This is a genomic window from Ensifer sp. ENS08 (genome assembly GCF_014852195.1).
GTDB classification, from domain to species: domain Bacteria; phylum Pseudomonadota; class Alphaproteobacteria; order Rhizobiales; family Rhizobiaceae; genus Ensifer; species Ensifer adhaerens.
In genome coordinates this window covers 47,730-64,907 of the sequence record NZ_JACVBF010000015.1, presented here as the reverse complement: position 1 = coordinate 64,907, position 17,178 = coordinate 47,730, and the positions used below count along the sequence as shown (strand labels likewise).

The 17,178-nt window shown below is 64.9% G+C and carries 16 protein-coding genes; 8 read left to right on the top strand and 8 right to left on the bottom strand.

Annotation, left to right across the window (positions count from 1 at the left end):
• The first annotated feature begins 58 nt into the window (after positions 1-58).
• The 7 genes from IB272_RS25755 to mnhG all read left to right on the top strand — a co-directional run bounded on the left by IB272_RS25755 (position 59) and on the right by mnhG (position 9,019).
• Positions 59-2,698, top strand: a complete 2,640-nt coding sequence (locus IB272_RS25755; protein ID WP_060581251.1) for an EAL domain-containing protein — start codon at positions 59-61, stop codon at positions 2,696-2,698.
• Between the two features lie 311 nt (positions 2,699-3,009).
• Positions 3,010-5,928 carry a monovalent cation/H+ antiporter subunit A gene (locus IB272_RS25750; RefSeq protein ID WP_318267645.1) on the top strand — a complete coding sequence of 973 codons (2,919 nt, stop codon included), beginning with the start codon at positions 3,010-3,012 and terminating at the stop codon, positions 5,926-5,928.
• Positions 5,928-6,275 (top strand): Na+/H+ antiporter subunit C, encoded by a 348-nt coding sequence (locus IB272_RS25745; RefSeq protein ID WP_034787081.1) that lies wholly within the window; start codon positions 5,928-5,930, stop codon positions 6,273-6,275. Before IB272_RS25750 ends, IB272_RS25745 begins: the two co-directional genes overlap by 1 nt.
• Complete coding sequence (locus IB272_RS25740) at positions 6,268-7,884, top strand: monovalent cation/H+ antiporter subunit D (protein ID WP_034787084.1); 1,617 nt, start codon at positions 6,268-6,270, stop codon at positions 7,882-7,884. Before IB272_RS25745 ends, IB272_RS25740 begins: the two co-directional genes overlap by 8 nt.
• A gap of 3 nt (positions 7,885-7,887) precedes the next feature.
• On the top strand, positions 7,888-8,373 hold the full coding sequence (locus IB272_RS25735; protein WP_034787086.1) for a Na+/H+ antiporter subunit E: 486 nt from the start codon (positions 7,888-7,890) through the stop codon (positions 8,371-8,373).
• Positions 8,370-8,651: a K+/H+ antiporter subunit F gene (locus tag IB272_RS25730; protein ID WP_034787089.1), complete on the top strand. Its 282-nt coding sequence runs from the start codon at positions 8,370-8,372 to the stop codon at positions 8,649-8,651. Before IB272_RS25735 ends, IB272_RS25730 begins: the two co-directional genes overlap by 4 nt.
• Positions 8,648-9,019, top strand: a complete 372-nt coding sequence (gene mnhG / locus IB272_RS25725; protein WP_060581250.1) for a monovalent cation/H(+) antiporter subunit G — start codon at positions 8,648-8,650, stop codon at positions 9,017-9,019. The genes IB272_RS25730 and mnhG overlap by 4 nt, the downstream gene beginning before the upstream one ends.
• A 53-nt stretch (positions 9,020-9,072) precedes the next feature.
• Here the strand turns inward: mnhG and cobM are convergent, their stop codons facing one another.
• Positions 9,073-9,834 carry a precorrin-4 C(11)-methyltransferase gene (cobM, locus tag IB272_RS25720; protein WP_060581249.1) on the bottom strand — a complete coding sequence of 254 codons (762 nt, stop codon included), beginning with the start codon at positions 9,832-9,834 and terminating at the stop codon, positions 9,073-9,075.
• 68 nt (positions 9,835-9,902) lie between these two features.
• Complete coding sequence (locus tag IB272_RS25715) at positions 9,903-11,144, bottom strand: bifunctional cobalt-precorrin-7 (C(5))-methyltransferase/cobalt-precorrin-6B (C(15))-methyltransferase (protein WP_060581248.1); 1,242 nt, start codon at positions 11,142-11,144, stop codon at positions 9,903-9,905.
• Between IB272_RS25715 and IB272_RS25710 the strand changes: the two genes are divergently transcribed.
• Positions 11,113-11,898, top strand: coding sequence for a cobalt-precorrin-6A reductase (locus IB272_RS25710; RefSeq protein ID WP_082566283.1), 786 nt, complete (start codon positions 11,113-11,115; stop codon positions 11,896-11,898). The genes IB272_RS25715 and IB272_RS25710 overlap by 32 nt on opposite strands.
• Here IB272_RS25710 and IB272_RS25705 read toward each other — a convergent pair.
• The 6 genes from IB272_RS25705 to ung all read right to left on the bottom strand — a co-directional run bounded on the left by IB272_RS25705 (position 11,877) and on the right by ung (position 17,057).
• Positions 11,877-12,641, bottom strand: a complete 765-nt coding sequence (locus IB272_RS25705; protein ID WP_060517485.1) for a precorrin-3B C(17)-methyltransferase — start codon at positions 12,639-12,641, stop codon at positions 11,877-11,879. The two genes, IB272_RS25710 and IB272_RS25705, sit on opposite strands and share 22 nt — an antisense overlap.
• Positions 12,638-13,375: a precorrin-2 C(20)-methyltransferase gene (locus IB272_RS25700; RefSeq protein ID WP_034787112.1), complete on the bottom strand. Its 738-nt coding sequence runs from the start codon at positions 13,373-13,375 to the stop codon at positions 12,638-12,640. Before IB272_RS25700 ends, IB272_RS25705 begins: the two co-directional genes overlap by 4 nt.
• Positions 13,372-14,004 (bottom strand): precorrin-8X methylmutase, encoded by a 633-nt coding sequence (locus tag IB272_RS25695; RefSeq protein WP_060581247.1) that lies wholly within the window; start codon positions 14,002-14,004, stop codon positions 13,372-13,374. The genes IB272_RS25700 and IB272_RS25695 overlap by 4 nt, the downstream gene beginning before the upstream one ends.
• 2 nt (positions 14,005-14,006) lie before the next feature.
• Positions 14,007-15,374 (bottom strand): precorrin-3B synthase, encoded by a 1,368-nt coding sequence (cobG, locus tag IB272_RS25690; protein ID WP_060581310.1) that lies wholly within the window; start codon positions 15,372-15,374, stop codon positions 14,007-14,009.
• A gap of 110 nt (positions 15,375-15,484) precedes the next feature.
• Positions 15,485-16,255: a precorrin-6A synthase (deacetylating) gene (gene cobF / locus IB272_RS25685; protein ID WP_060581246.1), complete on the bottom strand. Its 771-nt coding sequence runs from the start codon at positions 16,253-16,255 to the stop codon at positions 15,485-15,487.
• 97 nt (positions 16,256-16,352) lie between these two features.
• Positions 16,353-17,057, bottom strand: coding sequence for a uracil-DNA glycosylase (ung, locus tag IB272_RS25680; RefSeq protein WP_060581245.1), 705 nt, complete (start codon positions 17,055-17,057; stop codon positions 16,353-16,355).
• Between the last annotated feature and the right edge of the window lie 121 nt (positions 17,058-17,178).

The following is a 17,178-nucleotide window of genomic DNA, read 5'->3' as shown; positions in this document are numbered from 1 at the left end:
AGCCATTCGCGTGCCGCCGGGGTGTTTCGTGCCTGCCAGACATGCTTTCAACCTCGGGATGAAGAGGCTCTCCAGGGTTTTGACGCCGAGCTATCTTCCGGCGATCATTGCCGCCTTCGTGGTTCTGGTCGCTGGCATCCTTGCGGACAACCAGAACCAGGTGGTCGACGAGGCGCGCCAGCGCGCGCGCGTCGCCGAGGAACTCAATCCCATCCGCTCCAAGCTCGAGGCCAACGTCAACGGCAACATCCAGCTCGTGCGCGGGCTGATCGGCACGCTGGTCACCGAGCCGGCAATGGATCAGCAGCGCTTCGCCGCGCTGTCGCGCAGCGTCTTCACCGAGCGCTCGCAATTGCGCAGCATCGCGGCTGCGCCCAATCTGATCGTCTCGCTTGTCTACCCGCTCGAACAAAATCGCCGCGCACTCGGCCTCGACTACCGCCGGAACGAAGCGCAGCGCGCCGCCGTCATGCGCGTAAAGGACACCGGCCAGATGGTGCTTGCCGGGCCTGTCGATCTCGTCCAGGGCGGCAAAGGGCTGATCGGCCGCTTCCCCGTATCGATCGACGCCGGCGGCGGCAGCAACCGCTTCTGGGGCATCGTCTCGGCCATCATCGACGTGGACCGGCTCTATCGCGACAGCGGCCTTTCTTCCGATGAACTCGGCATAGACGTCGCCATTGCCGGTCAGGACGGCACAGGCGCGCAAGGTCCGGTCTTTTACGGCGACGCCAATATTTTCCGTGGCTCGCCGGTCGAAATGACCGTGCTCCTACCCGGCGGTTCCTGGAATATCGCAGCCGTTCCAAAGGGCGGTTGGCCGACGACGGCGGGCAACGCCTGGCTCATCCGCGGCCTCATCGTCATCGGCGGACTGATGATCATCCTGCCGATGGTGTTGACCGGGCGCCTCTTGAGCGAGCGGCAAGGCAACATTCGTGCGCTCAGATACAGCAAGGCGCAGCTCCAGGAACTGTCCCATCGGCTGAAGATCGCGCTCGACTCCTCCCAGATCGGCATCTGGGAACTCGACATCGCCAGCAAGAAGCTGCTCTGGGACGAGCGCACCAAGGAACTCTATGGGCAAAAGACGTCGTTGCGTCAGGCCTATGACGACTGGAAGGACGCGCTGCACCCGGACGACCTCGACCGCGCCGAGCGGGAATTTGCCGAGGCGCTGGAATCCGGGCTCGCCTACAATTCCGACTTCCGCGTTCGCCTGCCCGACGGCAGCACGCGCCACATCCGGGCCAACGGCTCCTTCTATATCGGCGCTGACGGCCACAGGAAGATCGTCGGGGTCAACTGGGACGTGACCGCCGACTTCGAGACCCGCGAAACGCTTTTCGAAGCCAAGCGCACCGCCGAGGCGCACAGCGTCGAACTCGAAGCGGCGCGCCATCGCATGGAGTTCAACGCGCTGCACGATCCGCTGACCGGCCTGCCAAACCGCCGGTTCCTCGACCAGGTCCTGGCCGATCGCGACCGGCATTTCGCGCGGGAGGCGAAACTCAGCATCTTCCACATGGACCTCGACCGCTTCAAGCAGATCAACGATACGCTCGGCCACGCGGCGGGTGACGAGATCCTGCGGCATGCCGCCGAGCTTCTGCGCGGCAATGCCGACGAAAAGGACTTCGTCGCCCGCATCGGCGGCGACGAATTCGTGCTCGTCCGCCAGGATGGAGGCATCGAGCCGGATGCCCGGCTGGCGTCACGCATCATCGAGGCGATGAGCGTGCCCGTTCGCTACAAGGACCAGGAGTGCCGCATCGGCGTCAGCATCGGCATCGCCGCCCAAAGCCAGGCGAGCGAAGAGCTGTCGCACGTGCTCGTCAACGCCGACATCGCGCTCTATGAAGCCAAGCGCCGCGGCCGCAACCGCCACGAGATCTTTACCGGCGAACTGAAGACGGCCGTCTTCAAGACCAAGCAGACGGCCGACGAGATCCTGCGCGGGCTCGAACACAACGAATTCATCGCGCATTTCCAGCCGCAGTTCTGCCCGCGCTCGCTCGACATCATCGGTGTCGAGGCGCTGGCGCGCTGGGACCACCCCACCAAGGGCCTGCTCGGCCCGCACACGTTCCTGAAGACGGCCGAAGACATCAATGTCGTGGCCGCGATCGACCAGGCGATCCTGGAGCAGGCGCTGTTCCAGATCTATCGCTGGGAAGCAAGCGGCATTCGTATCCCCAAGGTCTCTGTCAATCTCTCCTATGCCCGGCTTCACGACGAAAATCTGATCGAGCGCCTGGAACAGTTGCAGATCCCGACCGGCCGCCTGTCGTTTGAACTGTTGGAGTCGATCTCCTTCGACGAAAGCGACATGACGGTCCTGTCGAACATCCGCCGGATCAAGGAACTCGGCATCGCCATCGAGATCGACGATTTCGGCACCGGCTATGCATCCATCGTCAGCCTGCTGAAGCTGACGCCGCGGCGCTTGAAGATCGACCGCCAGCTCGTCCTGCCGATCCTCAAATCCCCAGCCGAAAAGCGTCTGGTCGAGTCGATCATCGACATCGGCACGTCGCTCGGCATCGAAGTGATCGCCGAAGGCGTCGAGACCCTCGAACACGCGGCCATCCTGAAGGAACTCGGCTGCCATGGGCTGCAAGGTTATGCTTTCGCGCGGCCCATGAGCGCCAACGACCTTGCGACCTTCGCCTTCGAGCGTCGGTGGCTGGCAGCCTGAGAGGCTTCGGCCACAGCTAAAAAGCGCAGGTGCGTGCATTTTTCGCAGGCTTGAGGCTTGGCAGCCCTGCCGCGAATCGCCATAAAAACAATTGCCTGCCTCCACATTCTTGGGAATGGCGGCATCACCTGCGGCAGTCGCTGATGCGACCGCCCTTTCGGGCCTCTAGAGTGTCTCGCTTCAAGTGGAACCACTGAAAGCGGAAAAGATGCTCTAGAATCAAAATCCTGGTGCGTCCCTTGTGCATTCTTTTGGAAAGCACGGCGCTCGGGTGCCCGCTCTCCATGAACCCGAACGAAGGGAACGGTACGATCGAATACGCGGGAAAATTGCTTTCTGTCTTCATTCTCGCCCCATTTGTGGGAAGCCTCCTTGCAATCTTCTTTCCGCCCGATCAGCGCGGTGCGACAGCCTGGTTTGCAGGAGCGATCGCGCTCCTTTGTTTCCTCGTCGCCGCCGGCCTCTATCCCTTCGTCACCTCGGGCGGCGTCCTGCGCTATGACATCGCCTGGCTGCCGGAACTCGGCCTCAACTTCACGCTCCGGATGGACGGCTTCGCCTGGCTCTTCACGGTCCTGGTAACCGCGATCGGCGTGCTCGTGGTGCTTTACGCCCGCTACTATATGGCCGCGGAAGACCCGGTGCCGCGCTTCCTGTCGCTGTTCCTCGCCTTCATGGGCTCGATGCTCGGCGTCGTGCTATCAGGCAATCTCATCCTGCTCGCCGTCTTCTGGGAACTGACGAGCATCGTCTCCTTCCTATTGATCGGCTACTGGCACCACAATGCCCACGCTCGTGACGGCGCCCGCATGGCGCTGACCGTAACCGGCACAGGCGGCCTCTGCATGCTCGTCGGCCTTCTGCTGATGGGTCGCATCGTCGGCAGCTACGATCTCGACGTGGTGCTCGCCTCCGGCGACCTCATCCGCAACTCGCCGCTCTACATGCCGGTACTGATCCTGGTGCTGCTCGGGGCGCTGACGAAGAGCGCGCAGTTCCCGTTCCATTTCTGGCTGCCGCACGCCATGTCGGCGCCGACGCCGGTTTCGGCCTATTTGCATTCGGCAACCATGGTGAAGGCCGGCGTCTTCCTGTTGGCGCGCCTCTGGCCGGTCATGGCCGGCACCGAGGCCTGGTTCTGGATCGTTGGCCTTGCCGGTCTTTCGACGCTGCTGCTCGGCGCCTATTTCGCCATCTTCCAGCAGGACCTCAAGGGCCTGCTCGCCTATTCCACTATCAGCCATCTCGGCCTGATCACCGTGCTCCTGAGCCTCGGCAGCCCGCTGGCCGCGGTCGCCGCGGTCTTCCACATCGTCAACCACGCGACCTTCAAGGCGTCGCTGTTCATGGCGGCCGGCATCATCGACCACGAGACTGGAACGCGCGACATGCGCAAGCTCGGAGGGCTGATCAGGTACATGCCTGGAACGGCGGTGCTCGCCATGGTCGCGAGCGCGGCCATGGCTGGCGTACCACTCTTGAACGGCTTCATCTCGAAGGAAATGTTCTTCGCCGAAGCGATCGAAACGCACCAGGCCAACATTCTCGATACGATGACGCCCTATGTCGCGACGCTCGCCGGCATGTTTGCCGTTACCTATTCGCTGCGCTTCATCCACAGCGTCTTCTTCGGCAAGACGCCGGAGGACCTGCCCAAGGTGCCGCACGAGCCGCCGCGCTGGATGCGTGTGCCGATCGAGTTCCTGGTGCTCGCCTGCCTCGTCGTCGGCATCATTCCGGCGATCACCATCGGCCCGTTCCTGCACACGGCTGTCGTCTCCATTCTCGGCGCCAACACGCCCTATTACAGCCTTTCCGTCTGGCACGGCTGGAACCTGCCGCTGATCATGAGCTTCGTCGCTCTTGCCGGCGGCATCGGTCTCTACTTCCTGATGCGCAACTACCTCGCCACCAGCGTCGAGGGGCCACCGATCTTCCGTCTGCTGCACGGCCAGCGCATCTTCGAGCGCGTGCTGGTAACGCTCTCCTGGAAATGGGCGCGTTCGCTGGAGCAGCGCCTCGGCACGCGGCGTCTGCAGCCGCAGATGCGCTTCCTCGTCTTCATCGCGATCGCCGCCGGCGCGCTGCCGCTGCTTCTCAATCATTTCGAGCTGCCGCCGCTTCTCGTGCGCAGCATCGATCCGGCCTTTGCCCTCCTCTGGGCGGTCGGCATCGCCTGTGCGATCGGTGCTGCGATCCTGGCGAAGTTCCACCGGCTGGCGGCACTCGTGCTGCTCGGCGGCGCCGGGCTCACCACCTGCCTCACCTTCGTCTGGCTTTCGGCGCCGGATCTGGCGGTAACACAGCTCCTCGTCGAGATCGTCACGACGGTGCTGATCCTGCTCGGCCTGCGATGGCTGCCGAAGCGCATCGAGGACACCGAGGAAACCGAGCTTTTGTCGCTGAAGGTCCGCTTCCGGCGCCTGCGTGACTTCCTGCTGGCGGTCGTCGCCGGAGGCGGCGTGGCGCTGATCGCCTATACGATCATGACCCGGCCCATGCCTGACACGATCGCGAGCTACTTCCTCGAGCGCGCCTACAAGGAGGGCGGCGGCACCAATGTCGTCAACGTCATCCTCGTCGACTTCCGCGGCTTCGACACGCTCGGCGAGATCGCGGTGCTGGCGATCGTCGCGCTTACCGTCTTCGCCCTGCTGCTGCGCTTCCGCCCGCAGGCCGACAGCCTGGAGGCTCCGGAACAGCAGCGCGTCCAGAACGCCTTCGACGACGATCACCCGGATCGCAACAAGGGTGACAGCGTGGCTGAATACCTGTTCGTGCCATCGGTGATCATGCGTTGGATGTTCCCGGTCATCGGCATGCTCGCAGCCTACCTCTTCCTGCGCGGCCATGACCTGCCGGGCGGAGGCTTTGCTGCCGGCATCGCCATGTCGATCGGCTTCATCCTGCAATACATGTCCGGCGGAACCCGCTGGGTCGAGGAGCGCCTGCGCATCCATCCGCTGCGCTGGATGAGCATCGGGCTTCTGGTGGCCGCTGCGACCGGCATCGGCTCCTGGTTCTTCGGCTATCCGTTCCTGACGTCGCATTCGCAATACGTGACGCTGCCGATCATCGGCAAGTTTCCTCTGGCGAGCGCCCTGTTCTTCGATCTCGGCGTCTTCTCGCTGGTGCTCGGCGCAACCGTGCTGATCCTCATCGCGCTCGCCCACCAGTCGATCCGCGCGCCGCGAGCCCATGCACGCGCCCTGCGAAAGGAGGCACGCTGATGGAGATCATTCTCTCTGCCGCAATCGGCGTGCTTACGGCATCCGGCGTCTACCTGCTTTTGCGCCCGCGCACCTACCAGGTGATCATCGGCCTCTCGCTGCTCTCCTATGCGGTCAATCTCTTCATCTTCGGCATGGGGCGCCTTCGCGTGAACGCGCCGCCGGTGCTGGAGCCAGGCGGTGTCGGCGATCTCAGCCGCTTCACCGATCCGGTGCCACAGGCCCTGGTGCTGACAGCGATCGTCATCGGCTTTGCCATGACCGCGCTCTTCCTCGTCGTGCTGCTCGCCTCGCGCGGCTTCACCGGCACCGACCACGTCGACGGCAGGGAGCAGCGCCATGACTAACTGGATGCACCACCTGCTGATCCTGCCGATCCTGCTGCCGCTGATGGTCGGCGCCGCGATGATCCCGATCGACGAGCGCAACCGCTCGCTCAAGGGTGTGCTGAGCTTCGTCTCGACGCTCGCGCTCTTCATCCTCTCGATCGTGCTGATGCGGATCGCCTCGATGGATGGGGCGCCCGCAGGCAACGGCGTCTATCAGCTCGGCAACTGGCCCGCCCCTTTCGGCATCGTGCTGGTGCTCGACCGCCTTTCGGCACTGATGCTGTGCCTGACGAGCGGACTGGCGCTTGCCGCCCAGGCCTATTCGATCGCGCGCTGGCACACCGCGGGCCATCATTTCCATTCGCTGTTCCAGCTCTTGATCGCCGGCCTCAACGGTTCGTTCCTGACTGGTGACCTTTTCAACCTCTTCGTCTTTTTCGAAATCATGCTGGCGGCGTCCTACGGGCTGCTGCTGCACGGCTCCGGGCCGCTGCGCGTCAAGGCCGGCCTGCACTATGTCGCGATCAACCTCGCCGCCTCTTCGCTCTTCCTGATCGGCGTCAGCCTGATCTATGGCGCGACCGGCACGCTCAATATGGCCGATCTCTCCATGAAGCTGGCGACGCTCTCGCCGGAGGATCGCCAGATGGTCGAGGTCGGTGCCGGCGTGCTCGGCGTCGCCTTCCTGGTGAAGGCCGGCATGTGGCCCTTGAGCTTCTGGCTGCCGACGGCCTATGCAGCCGCGACGCCGCCGGTCGCCGCCGTCTTTGCGATCCTCACCAAGGTCGGCATCTATGTCATCCTCAGGCTGTCGCTGCTGGTCTTCGGCGCGAGTGCCGGCGCGTCTGCCGGTTTCGGCCAGCCGATCCTGCTTGCCGGCGGCCTGCTGACGATCGCCTTCGGCGCCATCGGCGTGCTCGCATCGCAGGCCATGGGCCGCCTCGCCGCCTATTCGGTGCTGGTCTCCTCCGGCACCCTGCTCGCCGCCATCGGCCTCGGCCACCCAAGCATGATCGCCGGTGCGCTCTTTTACCTCGTCAGCTCGACACTGACGATCGCCGCCTTCTTCCTGCTGATCGAACTGGTCGAGCGCGGACGTGACGCCGGCGCCGACGTTCTGGCGGTGACGATGGAAGCCTACGGCGACGCCGACGAGGACGAGGAGGAAGAAGAAGTCGGCTCGGCGATCCCCGGCACGATGGCGATCCTCGGCCTCTGCTTCTGCCTTTGCGCCCTCTTGCTTGCCGGCCTGCCGCCGCTCTCCGGCTTCGTCGCCAAGTTCGCGATCCTCGGCGGTCTCTTCGGCCTGTCGGGAGCGGAAGCCACCCCGGCGGTCTCCGCCGCCGACTGGACCTATGTCACGCTGCTGATCGTTTCCGGTCTCGCCGCGATGATCGCTATGAACCGCGTCGGCATCCGCACCTTCTGGGCGTCGATCGAAAACACCGTGCCGCGCGTCGTGGTCATCGAGATCACCCCCGTCGTCGTGTTGCTCGCTGCCTGCATCTTCTTAAGCGTGCAGGCCGGGCCGGCGATGCGCTACATGCAGGCAACAGCGGATTCGCTCTTCGATCCTGCGGGTTATACGGAGCGGGTGCTCTCAGCGCCGCGGGCGGGAGGGCAATAGGCGATGCGCACCTGGCTCCCCTATCCCCTGCTCTCCGTCGGGCTGCTCATCATCTGGCTCCTGCTCAATCAGTCGGTTGCGCCCGGCACCTTCCTGATGGGGACGGTACTGGCAACCGGTCTTGGCTGGGTGACGCTGAAGCTCGGCCTCGTGCGCTCGCACCCGCGCCGGGTTCTGTTGATCGTGCGCTTCGGCTTTGCCGTCGCCGTCGACGTGATCCGCTCGAACATCGCCGTCATCGCCGTCATCCTGCGTGGCCAGCGCCGACCGCCGAACTCGGGCTTCCTGACCATCGATCTCGATCTGGAAGACGAAAACGCCCTGGCGCTGCTTGCCTGTGTCATGACAGCGACGCCGGGAACGGCCTGGCTCGAATACGATCGCGGCCGCAAGTCCCTGCTCTTCCACGTGCTCGACATGGAGAACGAGGACATCTGGCTCGATACGGTCAAGCGCTATGAGACCGCCCTGAAGGAGATATTCGGATGATGGAACTTTCAATCATCTGGTCGATCCTGATTGCCCAGATCATGCTCGGCCTGGCGATGGCTTTTGCCTTCTATCGCATGGTGAGGGGACCGCGCGCCCAGGACCGTATCCTCGGCCTCGACACGCTCTATATCAACGCCATGCTGATGCTCTTGACCTTCGGCATCCGCACGGCCAACTCGCTCTATTTCGAGTCCGCCCTGATCGTGGCTTTGATCGGCTTCGTCTCGTCGATCGCCTTCGGCAAGTTCCTGATGCGCGGGGAGATCATCGAATGAGCCACCTCACCGACCTTCCCGTCTGGGCAGCCGTTCTCGTCTGCGGGCTCACCGTCCTCGGCGCCGCAGTGGCGCTGATCGGCTCCGTCGGCTTGCTCCGGTTCACCAGCTTCTACGAGCGCCTGCACGCACCGACGCTGGCGACCAGCGGCGGCGTACTGATGATCTGCGCCGCCTCTATCATCTGCTTTGCCGTGCTGCAGAGCCGCTGGGTATTCCACGAAATCCTGATCATCGTCTTCGTCGTCGCCACCACGCCGGTGACGCTGATGCTGCTTGGACAGGCAGCGCTCTACCGCGACCGCGTCGAGGAAAAGCGCGGCGTCCCGCTCAAGCAGCGGCCGCCGCGCGAAGAACCGGCAGAATAGGTTTCAAAACCCTCTCAGCGGGAAACTTAGGCCGACCCCCGAGGGAGTGCGGCCTATTCGCCGCGCCCTCTGAAGCGCCGCTGATAGGCGGGATCGTAGAGCGAGCTTTCACGGAAATCGGAGGCTTCGAGCCCCGGACCGACGAAGATCAGCGCCGTGCGCTCGATCGGCTCTTCCGCCACCTTGGCGGCGATGTCACCGAGCGTGCCGCGCACCACGCGTTCGTCCGGCCAGGAGGCCTTGACGACGATGGCGACCGGGCAGTCGGCACCGTAGAGCGGCGTCAGTTCCTCGACCACCTGCTGAAGCGCATGGATCGCAAGGTGGATTGCCAGCGTCGATCCCGTAGCGCCGAAAGCGGAAAGCGTTTCTGAGTTCGGCATCGGCGAGGCGCGGCCCGAAACGCGGGTCAGCACCAGGCTCTGGGCCACGGCCGGAATGGTCAATTCGCGACCGAGCGCTGAAGCCGCCGCCGCAAAGGAAGGAACGCCCGGCGTCATCGTATAGGCGATGCCATGCTTCTCGAGCCGGCGGATCTGTTCGGCCACAGCACTCCAGACCGAAAGGTCGCCCGAATGAAGCCGCGCCACGTCGAGCCCTTCGGCTTCGGCCTTCACATACTCCGCCTCGATCTCGTCGAGGGACATCGGCGCCGTATCGACAATGCGGGCGCCCGGCGGGCAATATCGCAGCAGCTCCGGCGAGACGATCGAGCCGGCGTAAAGGCAGACCGGGCAGCGCCCGATCAGGTCGCGACCACGCACCGTGATCAGGTCTGCGGCTCCCGGGCCGGCGCCGATGAAATGTACCGTCATAGGTTACTCTTTCTTTTTCTTGCGCAGTTCCGGACGCAAAACCGCGTCACACTTTCGCTGGAACTGCTTTAGCCCTTCGTCCACGACCATTGGGTGACCGGCATGGCCGGCTTCCAGCCGGTCATGCCGCCGATGGGTCCTGCACGCGCGATATCGATGCGGATCAGCGAACCGCCGAGCCGCGCGTGATGATCGAGCAGCACCGCTTCCATGTCCGTCGTCACCGCGTTGGCAACCAGCCGTCCGCCTGACTTGAGCGCCTCGATCGCTGCTTCCATGACGCCGTCTTCGCTGCCGCCGCCGCCGATGAAGATCGCGTCCGGTTGTGGCAGGCCGGCAAGCGCCGCCGGCGCCTCGCCTTCGACAACCGTCAGCCCGGGCACGCCGAACATCGTCGCGTTGCGGCCGATGCGCGCTGCCCGCTCCGGCTCCACCTCGATGGTGATCGCCTGCATGGTCGGATCGGCGAGCATCCATTCGATGCCGATCGAGCCGGAGCCGCCGCCGATGTCCCATAGCAGTTCGCCCTTGCGCGGTGCGAGTGCCGACAGCGTCAGCGCCCGCACCTCGCGCTTGGTGATCTGCCCGTCATGTTCGAACAGCGCATCGTCGCGGCCGGCGGCAAGCGGCAGGATGCGCGCGCCCTCGTCGGCCGCCACCTCAATGGCGCAGACGTTCAAAGGATGCACGAGGCCGAGCATGAAGCGCGCGGCGATCTGCGTCGTCACCCGTTCGCCGGCGCCGCCCAGCGCTTCGAGCACGATCAGTCGCGACTGACCGAAGCCGCTTGAAACCAGAAGCTCGGCAAGGTCTCGCGGACCCGCACCGTCCGACGTGAGCGTAAGCACACGCGCCCCCGGATGCAAATGCGGTCGCACCAGATCCAGCGGCCGCCCATGTACGGAGACGAGCGTCGCATCCTGCAGCGCCCAGCCGAGGCGCGAGGCGGCAAGACTGATCGACGACGGCGCCGGAAGCGTGCGTATTTCGGCCGAGGCGATGCGGCGCGCCAGCGTCACGCCGACGCCGAAGAAGAACGGGTCGCCCGAGGCAAGCACCACCACCGGGCTGCCGCGACGCGCGACGATCTCGACGACCGAGCGTTCGAGGGGGCTTAGCCAATTGTGCGCTTCGCCGGTGATGAGGGAGGCGGCGAGCTCCAGATGACGATGGCCGCCGTAGACGACCGGCGCTTCGGCGATCAGCCGCTTGGCCTCGTCGCCGAGACCCGCTACACCATCCTCACCGATACCGATGACGGTCAGCCAGGGGGAGACTATGGCGGGTTCGCTGTTCGACACGTCAGCCATGGAAAAACCTCGTATTCTGATTCTGGGTGGCACCACCGAGGCACGCGAACTCGCGCGCCGCTTGGCCGAAGATGTCCGCTACGACACCGCCATCTCGCTGGCCGGCCGCACCGCGGACCCGCGGCCGCAGCCGGTCAAGACGCGCATCGGCGGCTTTGGCGGCGCCGATGGGCTGGCGCATTTCCTGCATGACGAAAACATCGCGCTGCTGGTCGATGCGACGCACCCCTTTGCCGCACGCATTTCGCACAACGCCGCGGACGCAGCGCAAAGAACCGGCGTTGCGCTTATCGCCCTCCGCCGACCGGAATGGGTGCCCCTGCCTGGCGACCGCTGGACTGCTGTCGATAGCGTTGTCGAGGCCGTCAGCGCGCTCGGTGATCGGCGACGCCGCGTCTTCCTGGCGATAGGTCGACAGGAAGCTTTCCACTTCGAGGTCGCGCCGCAGCACAGCTACGTCATCCGCAGCGTCGATCCGGTGACGCCGCCGCTTAATCTGCCCGACCAGGAGGCGATCCTGGCGACCGGTCCCTTTGCGGAAGCCGACGAAGCCGCGTTGCTCAGGAGTCGGCAGATCGATGTGATCGTCGCCAAGAACAGCGGTGGCAGCGCCACCTACGGCAAGATTGCCGCAGCGCGCCGGCTCGGCATCGAGGTGATCATGGTCGAGCGGCGCAAGCCCGCGGACGTGCCGACGGTCGGCAGTTGCGACGAGGCACTCAACCGCATCGCTCACTGGCTCGCCCCTGCATAGAAGCGCGGTGTGTAGACGAGATCGGGTTGGCCGTCGCGCTCGACGATGCGCGTCTCCGGCGAGCCGATGATGACGCAGGTCGCCATGTCGGCGCGGTTGGCATCGGCCTCGCCGAGCGGCATCACCGCGATCCGTTCGTCCGGCCGCCCGGCCGCACGGCCGAAGATGACCGGAACCGTTGCCGGCAGAACGCTGCGCAGAAGCTCGAAGGCCTCACCGAGCTGCCAGGGCCGCGCCTTGCTGATCGGATTGTAGAGGGCAATGACGAAGCCCGCTTCCGCCGCCAGCCTGAGACGCCGGGTGATGACTTCCCAGGGCTTCAGATTGTCGGAAAGCGAGATCGCACAGAAATCATGACCGAGCGGCGCGCCGATGCGGGCGGCAACGGCGAGCATCGCGGTCACGCCGGGCGTGATCACCAGTTCAACCGACTTCCATTCCGCCGGTCCCTTGTCGATCGCCTCGCAGACGGCGGCCGCCATGGCAAAGACACCGGGATCGCCACCGGAGACCATGCAGACCTTCACGCCTGCCGCAGCCCGCGTCAGCGCGACCTGTGCCCGATCGAGCTCCTCGCGGTTGTCCGAGGCGACACGGATCTGATCCGGTCTGAGGTTCAGCCGGTCGAGATAGGGAAAGTAGCCGTAAAACTCCTGAGCGGCCGCAACGGCTTCCGCCGTTTCCGGCGTCATCTGCTTGGCGCTGCCCGGTCCGGTACCGACGACATAGAGCGTACCGGTCATGGTCGGTCCTTCCAGCCGGGAACGAGCACCAGCGAGAAATAGGGCGCCTCGTCGTCGGCCTTTTCCGCAAGAGCCGTCATCGCCGCGTTCTTCATCGTGCCGCGTTCGACATAGACGGCCTGGTCGAGACGGCCGGAGGCAGCGAGCGCCCGACGGATCTTCGGCAAATTGCGCCCGACCTTCATGATCACGGCGGCTTCGGTATCCGCAAGCCTGCGGCCGAGCTCGGCCTCGGCCATGGTGCCCGGAAGCACCGAGAGCACGTCGTCGCCCTGCACCAGCGGCAGGCCGGCAAGCGACCAACAGCCGGACATGGCGGTAATGCCGGGGATCACCTCGACCGGGAAACGATTGGCGAGCCGCACATGCAGATGCATGTAGGAACCATAGAACAGCGGGTCGCCTTCACTGAGCACGGCGACCGTGCGCCCGGCGGCAAGATGCGCCGCTACCGCTTCGGCCGACGCATTGTAGAAGTCGGTGATCTGGGTCTTGTAGGCGCCATCGTCCTTGTCGATTTCGGTCGTCACCGGATAGTATAGCGGCAGCTCGACAAGATCGGGCTTCAGCAGACCCTCGACCACCGCGCGGCCGTTACCGCTTCGCCCGGCCTTGGCGAAATAGGCAAGCACATCGGCTTGCCCGAGCGCCTTCACCGCCTTGACCGTCAAAAGTTCCGGATCACCGGGGCCGGTCCCAACACCGATCAGGCGCCCCACGCCGACGCCGCTCACAGGCCCGGCCTCGCGAGCGAGTTAAGCGCTGCCGCCGTCATGGCACTCCCGCCGAGGCGGCCGCGCACGATGGCGAAGGGAACGCCATAGGAGTTCTCGGCCAGCGCATCCTTCGATTCCGCCGCACCGACGAAACCGACGGGCATGCCGAGGATTGCCGCCGGCTTCGGCGCGCCGTCGCGCAGCATTTCCAAGAGGAAGAACAGCGCCGTCGGCGCGTTGCCGATCGCGACCACCGAACCGGCCAGCCGCTCGCTCCAGAGCTTCAGGGCTGCGGCGGAGCGGGTGTTGCCGATCTCGGCCGCAAGTGCGGGCGTGCGAGGATCGCGCAGCGTGCAGATCACCTCGTTGCCGGCCGGCAGACGGGCGCGGGTGACACCGTGCGCAACCATCTCGGCATCGCAGAGGATCGGCGCACCGGCTTTCAGCGCCGCACGGGCCGAGCTTACGAAATCGGGAGAAAACACGAACTGCCTGGTCGCCTCGACGGAACCGCAGGCGTGCACCATGCGCACAGCCAGATCCGCTTCCTCTTCGGAGAAGCGCGACAGATCGGCCTCGGCGCGGATGATGGCGAAGGAACGCTCGTAGATGGCGTTGCCATCGCGAATGTAATCATACTCAGGCATGTCTATCCCTGTTCGAACGCTGCCGAGACGCGCGCAGCTCCGAGCCGTGTAAGACAGGACTGCGCCGATTCGCCAGCGTCTTTGTTTTGCCGCACCAGCCGGCCGAGCCGGGCAAGGGCGGATCCCATTCCATTCTCATCGGTGTAGGCGCTTGGCAAGCCATTGGCAGCCCCATTTACGACAAGCCCGTATCCTGATGGCGCACCGACAAGCGTCAGTTCGGACGGCTTCGGCCGGGCGCAGCCCTTGGCGCAGCCGGAGAGATGCACGGTGAGCGACCCGTCGAGCAATTCCGGCGCCGTCTCGACGAGGCGCTCGGCCATGCCCTTGGTTTCCATCCACGCCGAGGCGCAACCCTTGCTGCCGGCGCAGGTGGCGATCGCATTGCGCGGATCCTGCTCGGCAATGCGAAAACCGTGTGACGCTGCCAGGCTCTGCGCCACAGCCGCGGTCTCGGGGCAAAGGCCGAGGACGAAGAAGGCGTGCCCGGGCGCAAGCCGGATCGCATTGGCGCCAAGCGCCTGGACCTGATGCAGGTAGGATGCCAGCGCGGCGGCCTCCACCTGAGCAAAGGCCAGACCGAGGCCGAGAACGGTGTCGGCGTTACCCAGCGCATGAATGCCGGGTATTGCGGCCGAACGCGGAGCGGCCGGGCGTTCGGACGATGTCTCACAGCGACAGAGCGCGCGGATTTCCGACGGGTCCAGATCGCGCCCGCGCATCGTCGTGCCCAGGCTCGCCAGTTTCTCGAGAATGGTGATCAGGGCCGGCACGACCGCGTTGCCGGCCAACGTCCCGACGATCGATGCCTTCGTTGACGTGCCGCCAAGCGACAGCACCCAGGCCACCCCCGCGACAGTCGAAACCGCCTGAAGGCGAATGTCGGCGACGACAGCGCCGAGACCAAACCGGCCACCGCTATCGATGACGACGGATAATTTGGGTGCAAGCTTCAACGGCACCTGGCGCACATCCAACGCTTCACGAAGCTCAGTGGCAATCGGCCGCGGATCGGCGATCTCGTCCGGGTCGATGCCGGCCAGGGGCGGCACCTCGATCGCGAGCCCCTCGGCAATGGCGATCTCCGCATCGCCGATCGCCTGCGCCAGCATTGGCACCGAAGCCGCGCTCAGGCCGCGAAGCTGCAGGTTTCCGCGCGCGGTAATCTCGATGATGCCATTGCCGAAGCGCTCGGCAGCCGTGGCAAGGGCAATGACCTTCGGCAGCGTCAGGCTGTCATCCGTTGGCCTCACCCTCACGAGCAGGCCGTCGCCGGTCTGCATCGGCTCTGCCAAGGACGGGCAGGCGCCGCGGCGCATCGAAGCGACGGTGCCGGCATCTCCGGTCAATGGAAGGGCGCAGCTGGTCATCAAATCCGTCATCACTTGAGGCTCTCCTCCCTGAAGAAGCCTCTTAAGACGCTATAACACAGCCGCAAACCTTGAGTGAGATCAAACACGACGCAGATCGGCCCTCCCCGTCACTCGTCGAAGTCGGCGCCCTTGCGCAGGAGATAGATGTCCATGATCCATCCCATCTTCGCGCGCGCCGCCGCCCGCGTTGCAAGGATCCGGTCCTTCACCTCAGCCACGCGGCCGGAAATGACGATCTCATCCGGCGTGCCGAGATAGGCGCCCCAATAGATCTCCGCCTCCGGGTCCTCGACCCGCTGAAACGCCTGTTCGCCATCGAGCATGACGACCGAGGTCTGGCTCTTCTCGGGAAAGCTTTCGTGCAGCCGACGCCCCGTGGTGATCTCCACCGGCTTGCCGACGAGGTTCAGCGGAATGCGGTGGCTGGCGCAAAGCGCCTGCAGACTGGTGATCCCGGGAATGACGTCGTAGGCGAAGGCGACCTCACCGCGTGCCTTGACCCGCTCGACGATGCGAATGGTGCTGTCATAGAGCATCGGGTCGCCCCAGACGAGAAACGCGCCAGTTCCCTCTTCGCCCAACTCCTTCGACAGAAGCGCTTCGTAAATCCCAGCGATCTGGGCGTGCCAGTCATCGACGCTGCCGTCATAGCTGACGCCTTCGGTGCGCCGCACGGGCACCGCGAACTCGACGGTGCGGCTGTCCTTGCGCGTGACGTAGCGGGCGCAGATGTCGCGGCGCACTTCGGCAAGCTCGGTCTTCTTCGCTCCCTTGGTCGGGATAAAGAGCACGTCGGCGCAGTTCAGCGCGTTGATCGCCTGCACGGTCATGTGTTCGGGATTGCCCGAACCGATGCCGATGATCAGAATTTTGCGCATGCCCGCCTCCGCCATTTCGTTCGGGCGTCTTAGGCGGATCGCCGCCGCCAAGGCAAGACCTCAGGGCGACGACAAAGCCGTCATTCGCGCCAAGCCTTCAGTTGATGTCCGCAGCCGGATTTTCCGGCAGCCGCCAGTCGATCGGATCGAAGCCTTTGCTTTCGAGGAAGGCATTGGCCTGGGAAAAATGCCGGCAGCCGAGAAAGCCGGAATGGGCTGAGAGCGGCGACGGATGTGGTGCCCTCAGGACAAGATGGCGCGAGCGGTCGACGAAGGCCGCCTTCTTCTGCGCATAGGAGCCCCAAAGCATGAAGACGACGGGATGCTCGGCCTCGTTGACCGCACGGATGATCGCATCCGTGAACTTTTCCCAACCGTGACCCTGGTGTGATGCCGCGTTGCCGCGCTCTACCGTCAGCACGCTGTTGAGGAGCAGCACACCTTGCTTCGCCCAGCTTTCGAGAAAGCCATGTCGCGCCGGCGGAATGCCGAGATCGGTATTCAGTTCCTTGTAGATGTTGACGAGCGAGGGCGGCGTCCGGACACCGGGGCGAACGCTGAAGCAGAGCCCATGCGCCTGGCCGTCACCGTGATAGGGATCCTGGCCGAGAATGACCACGCGCACCTTGTCGAGCGGCGTCAGGTCGAGCGCGCGAAAATATTCAGGCCCGCGAGGGAAAATCTGCCGGCCCTCGTTCTTCTGGGCCACGAGGAACTGCTTGAGGTCAGCCATGTAGACGCTGGCGAATTCCGGTGCCAACGCTTCCTTCCAGCTTTCTTCAAGCTTCACTGCCGTTTCCATTGCACGTCCGCTCCATGTCAGGGGATCGAGGCCGCAATTTAGGCCGCCCTGACATCATCGCAAGCCCAATCGCGCCCGCCGCAGGAATGCTGCACCGGTTTTGCCGGGCGGCCACAACCAC

Excerpts from the sequence above, each read along its gene's own strand:
- IB272_RS25755 (WP_060581251.1), top strand. The coding sequence starts at position 59 with ATGAAGAGGCTCTCCAGGGTTTTGACGCCGAGCTATCTTCCGGCGATC.
- IB272_RS25745 (WP_034787081.1), top strand. The coding sequence starts at position 5,928 with ATGGAGATCATTCTCTCTGCCGCAATCGGCGTGCTTACGGCATCCGGC.
- IB272_RS25740 (WP_034787084.1), top strand. The coding sequence starts at position 6,268 with ATGACTAACTGGATGCACCACCTGCTGATCCTGCCGATCCTGCTGCCG.
- IB272_RS25735 (WP_034787086.1), top strand. The coding sequence starts at position 7,888 with ATGCGCACCTGGCTCCCCTATCCCCTGCTCTCCGTCGGGCTGCTCATC.
- IB272_RS25730 (WP_034787089.1), top strand. The coding sequence starts at position 8,370 with ATGATGGAACTTTCAATCATCTGGTCGATCCTGATTGCCCAGATCATG.
- mnhG (WP_060581250.1), top strand. The coding sequence starts at position 8,648 with ATGAGCCACCTCACCGACCTTCCCGTCTGGGCAGCCGTTCTCGTCTGC.
- cobM (WP_060581249.1), bottom strand. The coding sequence starts at position 9,834 with ATGACGGTACATTTCATCGGCGCCGGCCCGGGAGCCGCAGACCTGATC.
- IB272_RS25710 (WP_082566283.1), top strand. The coding sequence starts at position 11,113 with ATGGCGGGTTCGCTGTTCGACACGTCAGCCATGGAAAAACCTCGTATT.
- IB272_RS25715 (WP_060581248.1), bottom strand. The coding sequence starts at position 11,144 with ATGGCTGACGTGTCGAACAGCGAACCCGCCATAGTCTCCCCCTGGCTG.
- IB272_RS25705 (WP_060517485.1), bottom strand. The coding sequence starts at position 12,641 with ATGACCGGTACGCTCTATGTCGTCGGTACCGGACCGGGCAGCGCCAAG.
- IB272_RS25695 (WP_060581247.1), bottom strand. The coding sequence starts at position 14,004 with ATGCCTGAGTATGATTACATTCGCGATGGCAACGCCATCTACGAGCGT.
- cobG (WP_060581310.1), bottom strand. The coding sequence starts at position 15,374 with ATGACCAGCTGCGCCCTTCCATTGACCGGAGATGCCGGCACCGTCGCT.
- cobF (WP_060581246.1), bottom strand. The coding sequence starts at position 16,255 with ATGCGCAAAATTCTGATCATCGGCATCGGTTCGGGCAATCCCGAACAC.
- ung (WP_060581245.1), bottom strand. The coding sequence starts at position 17,057 with ATGGAAACGGCAGTGAAGCTTGAAGAAAGCTGGAAGGAAGCGTTGGCA.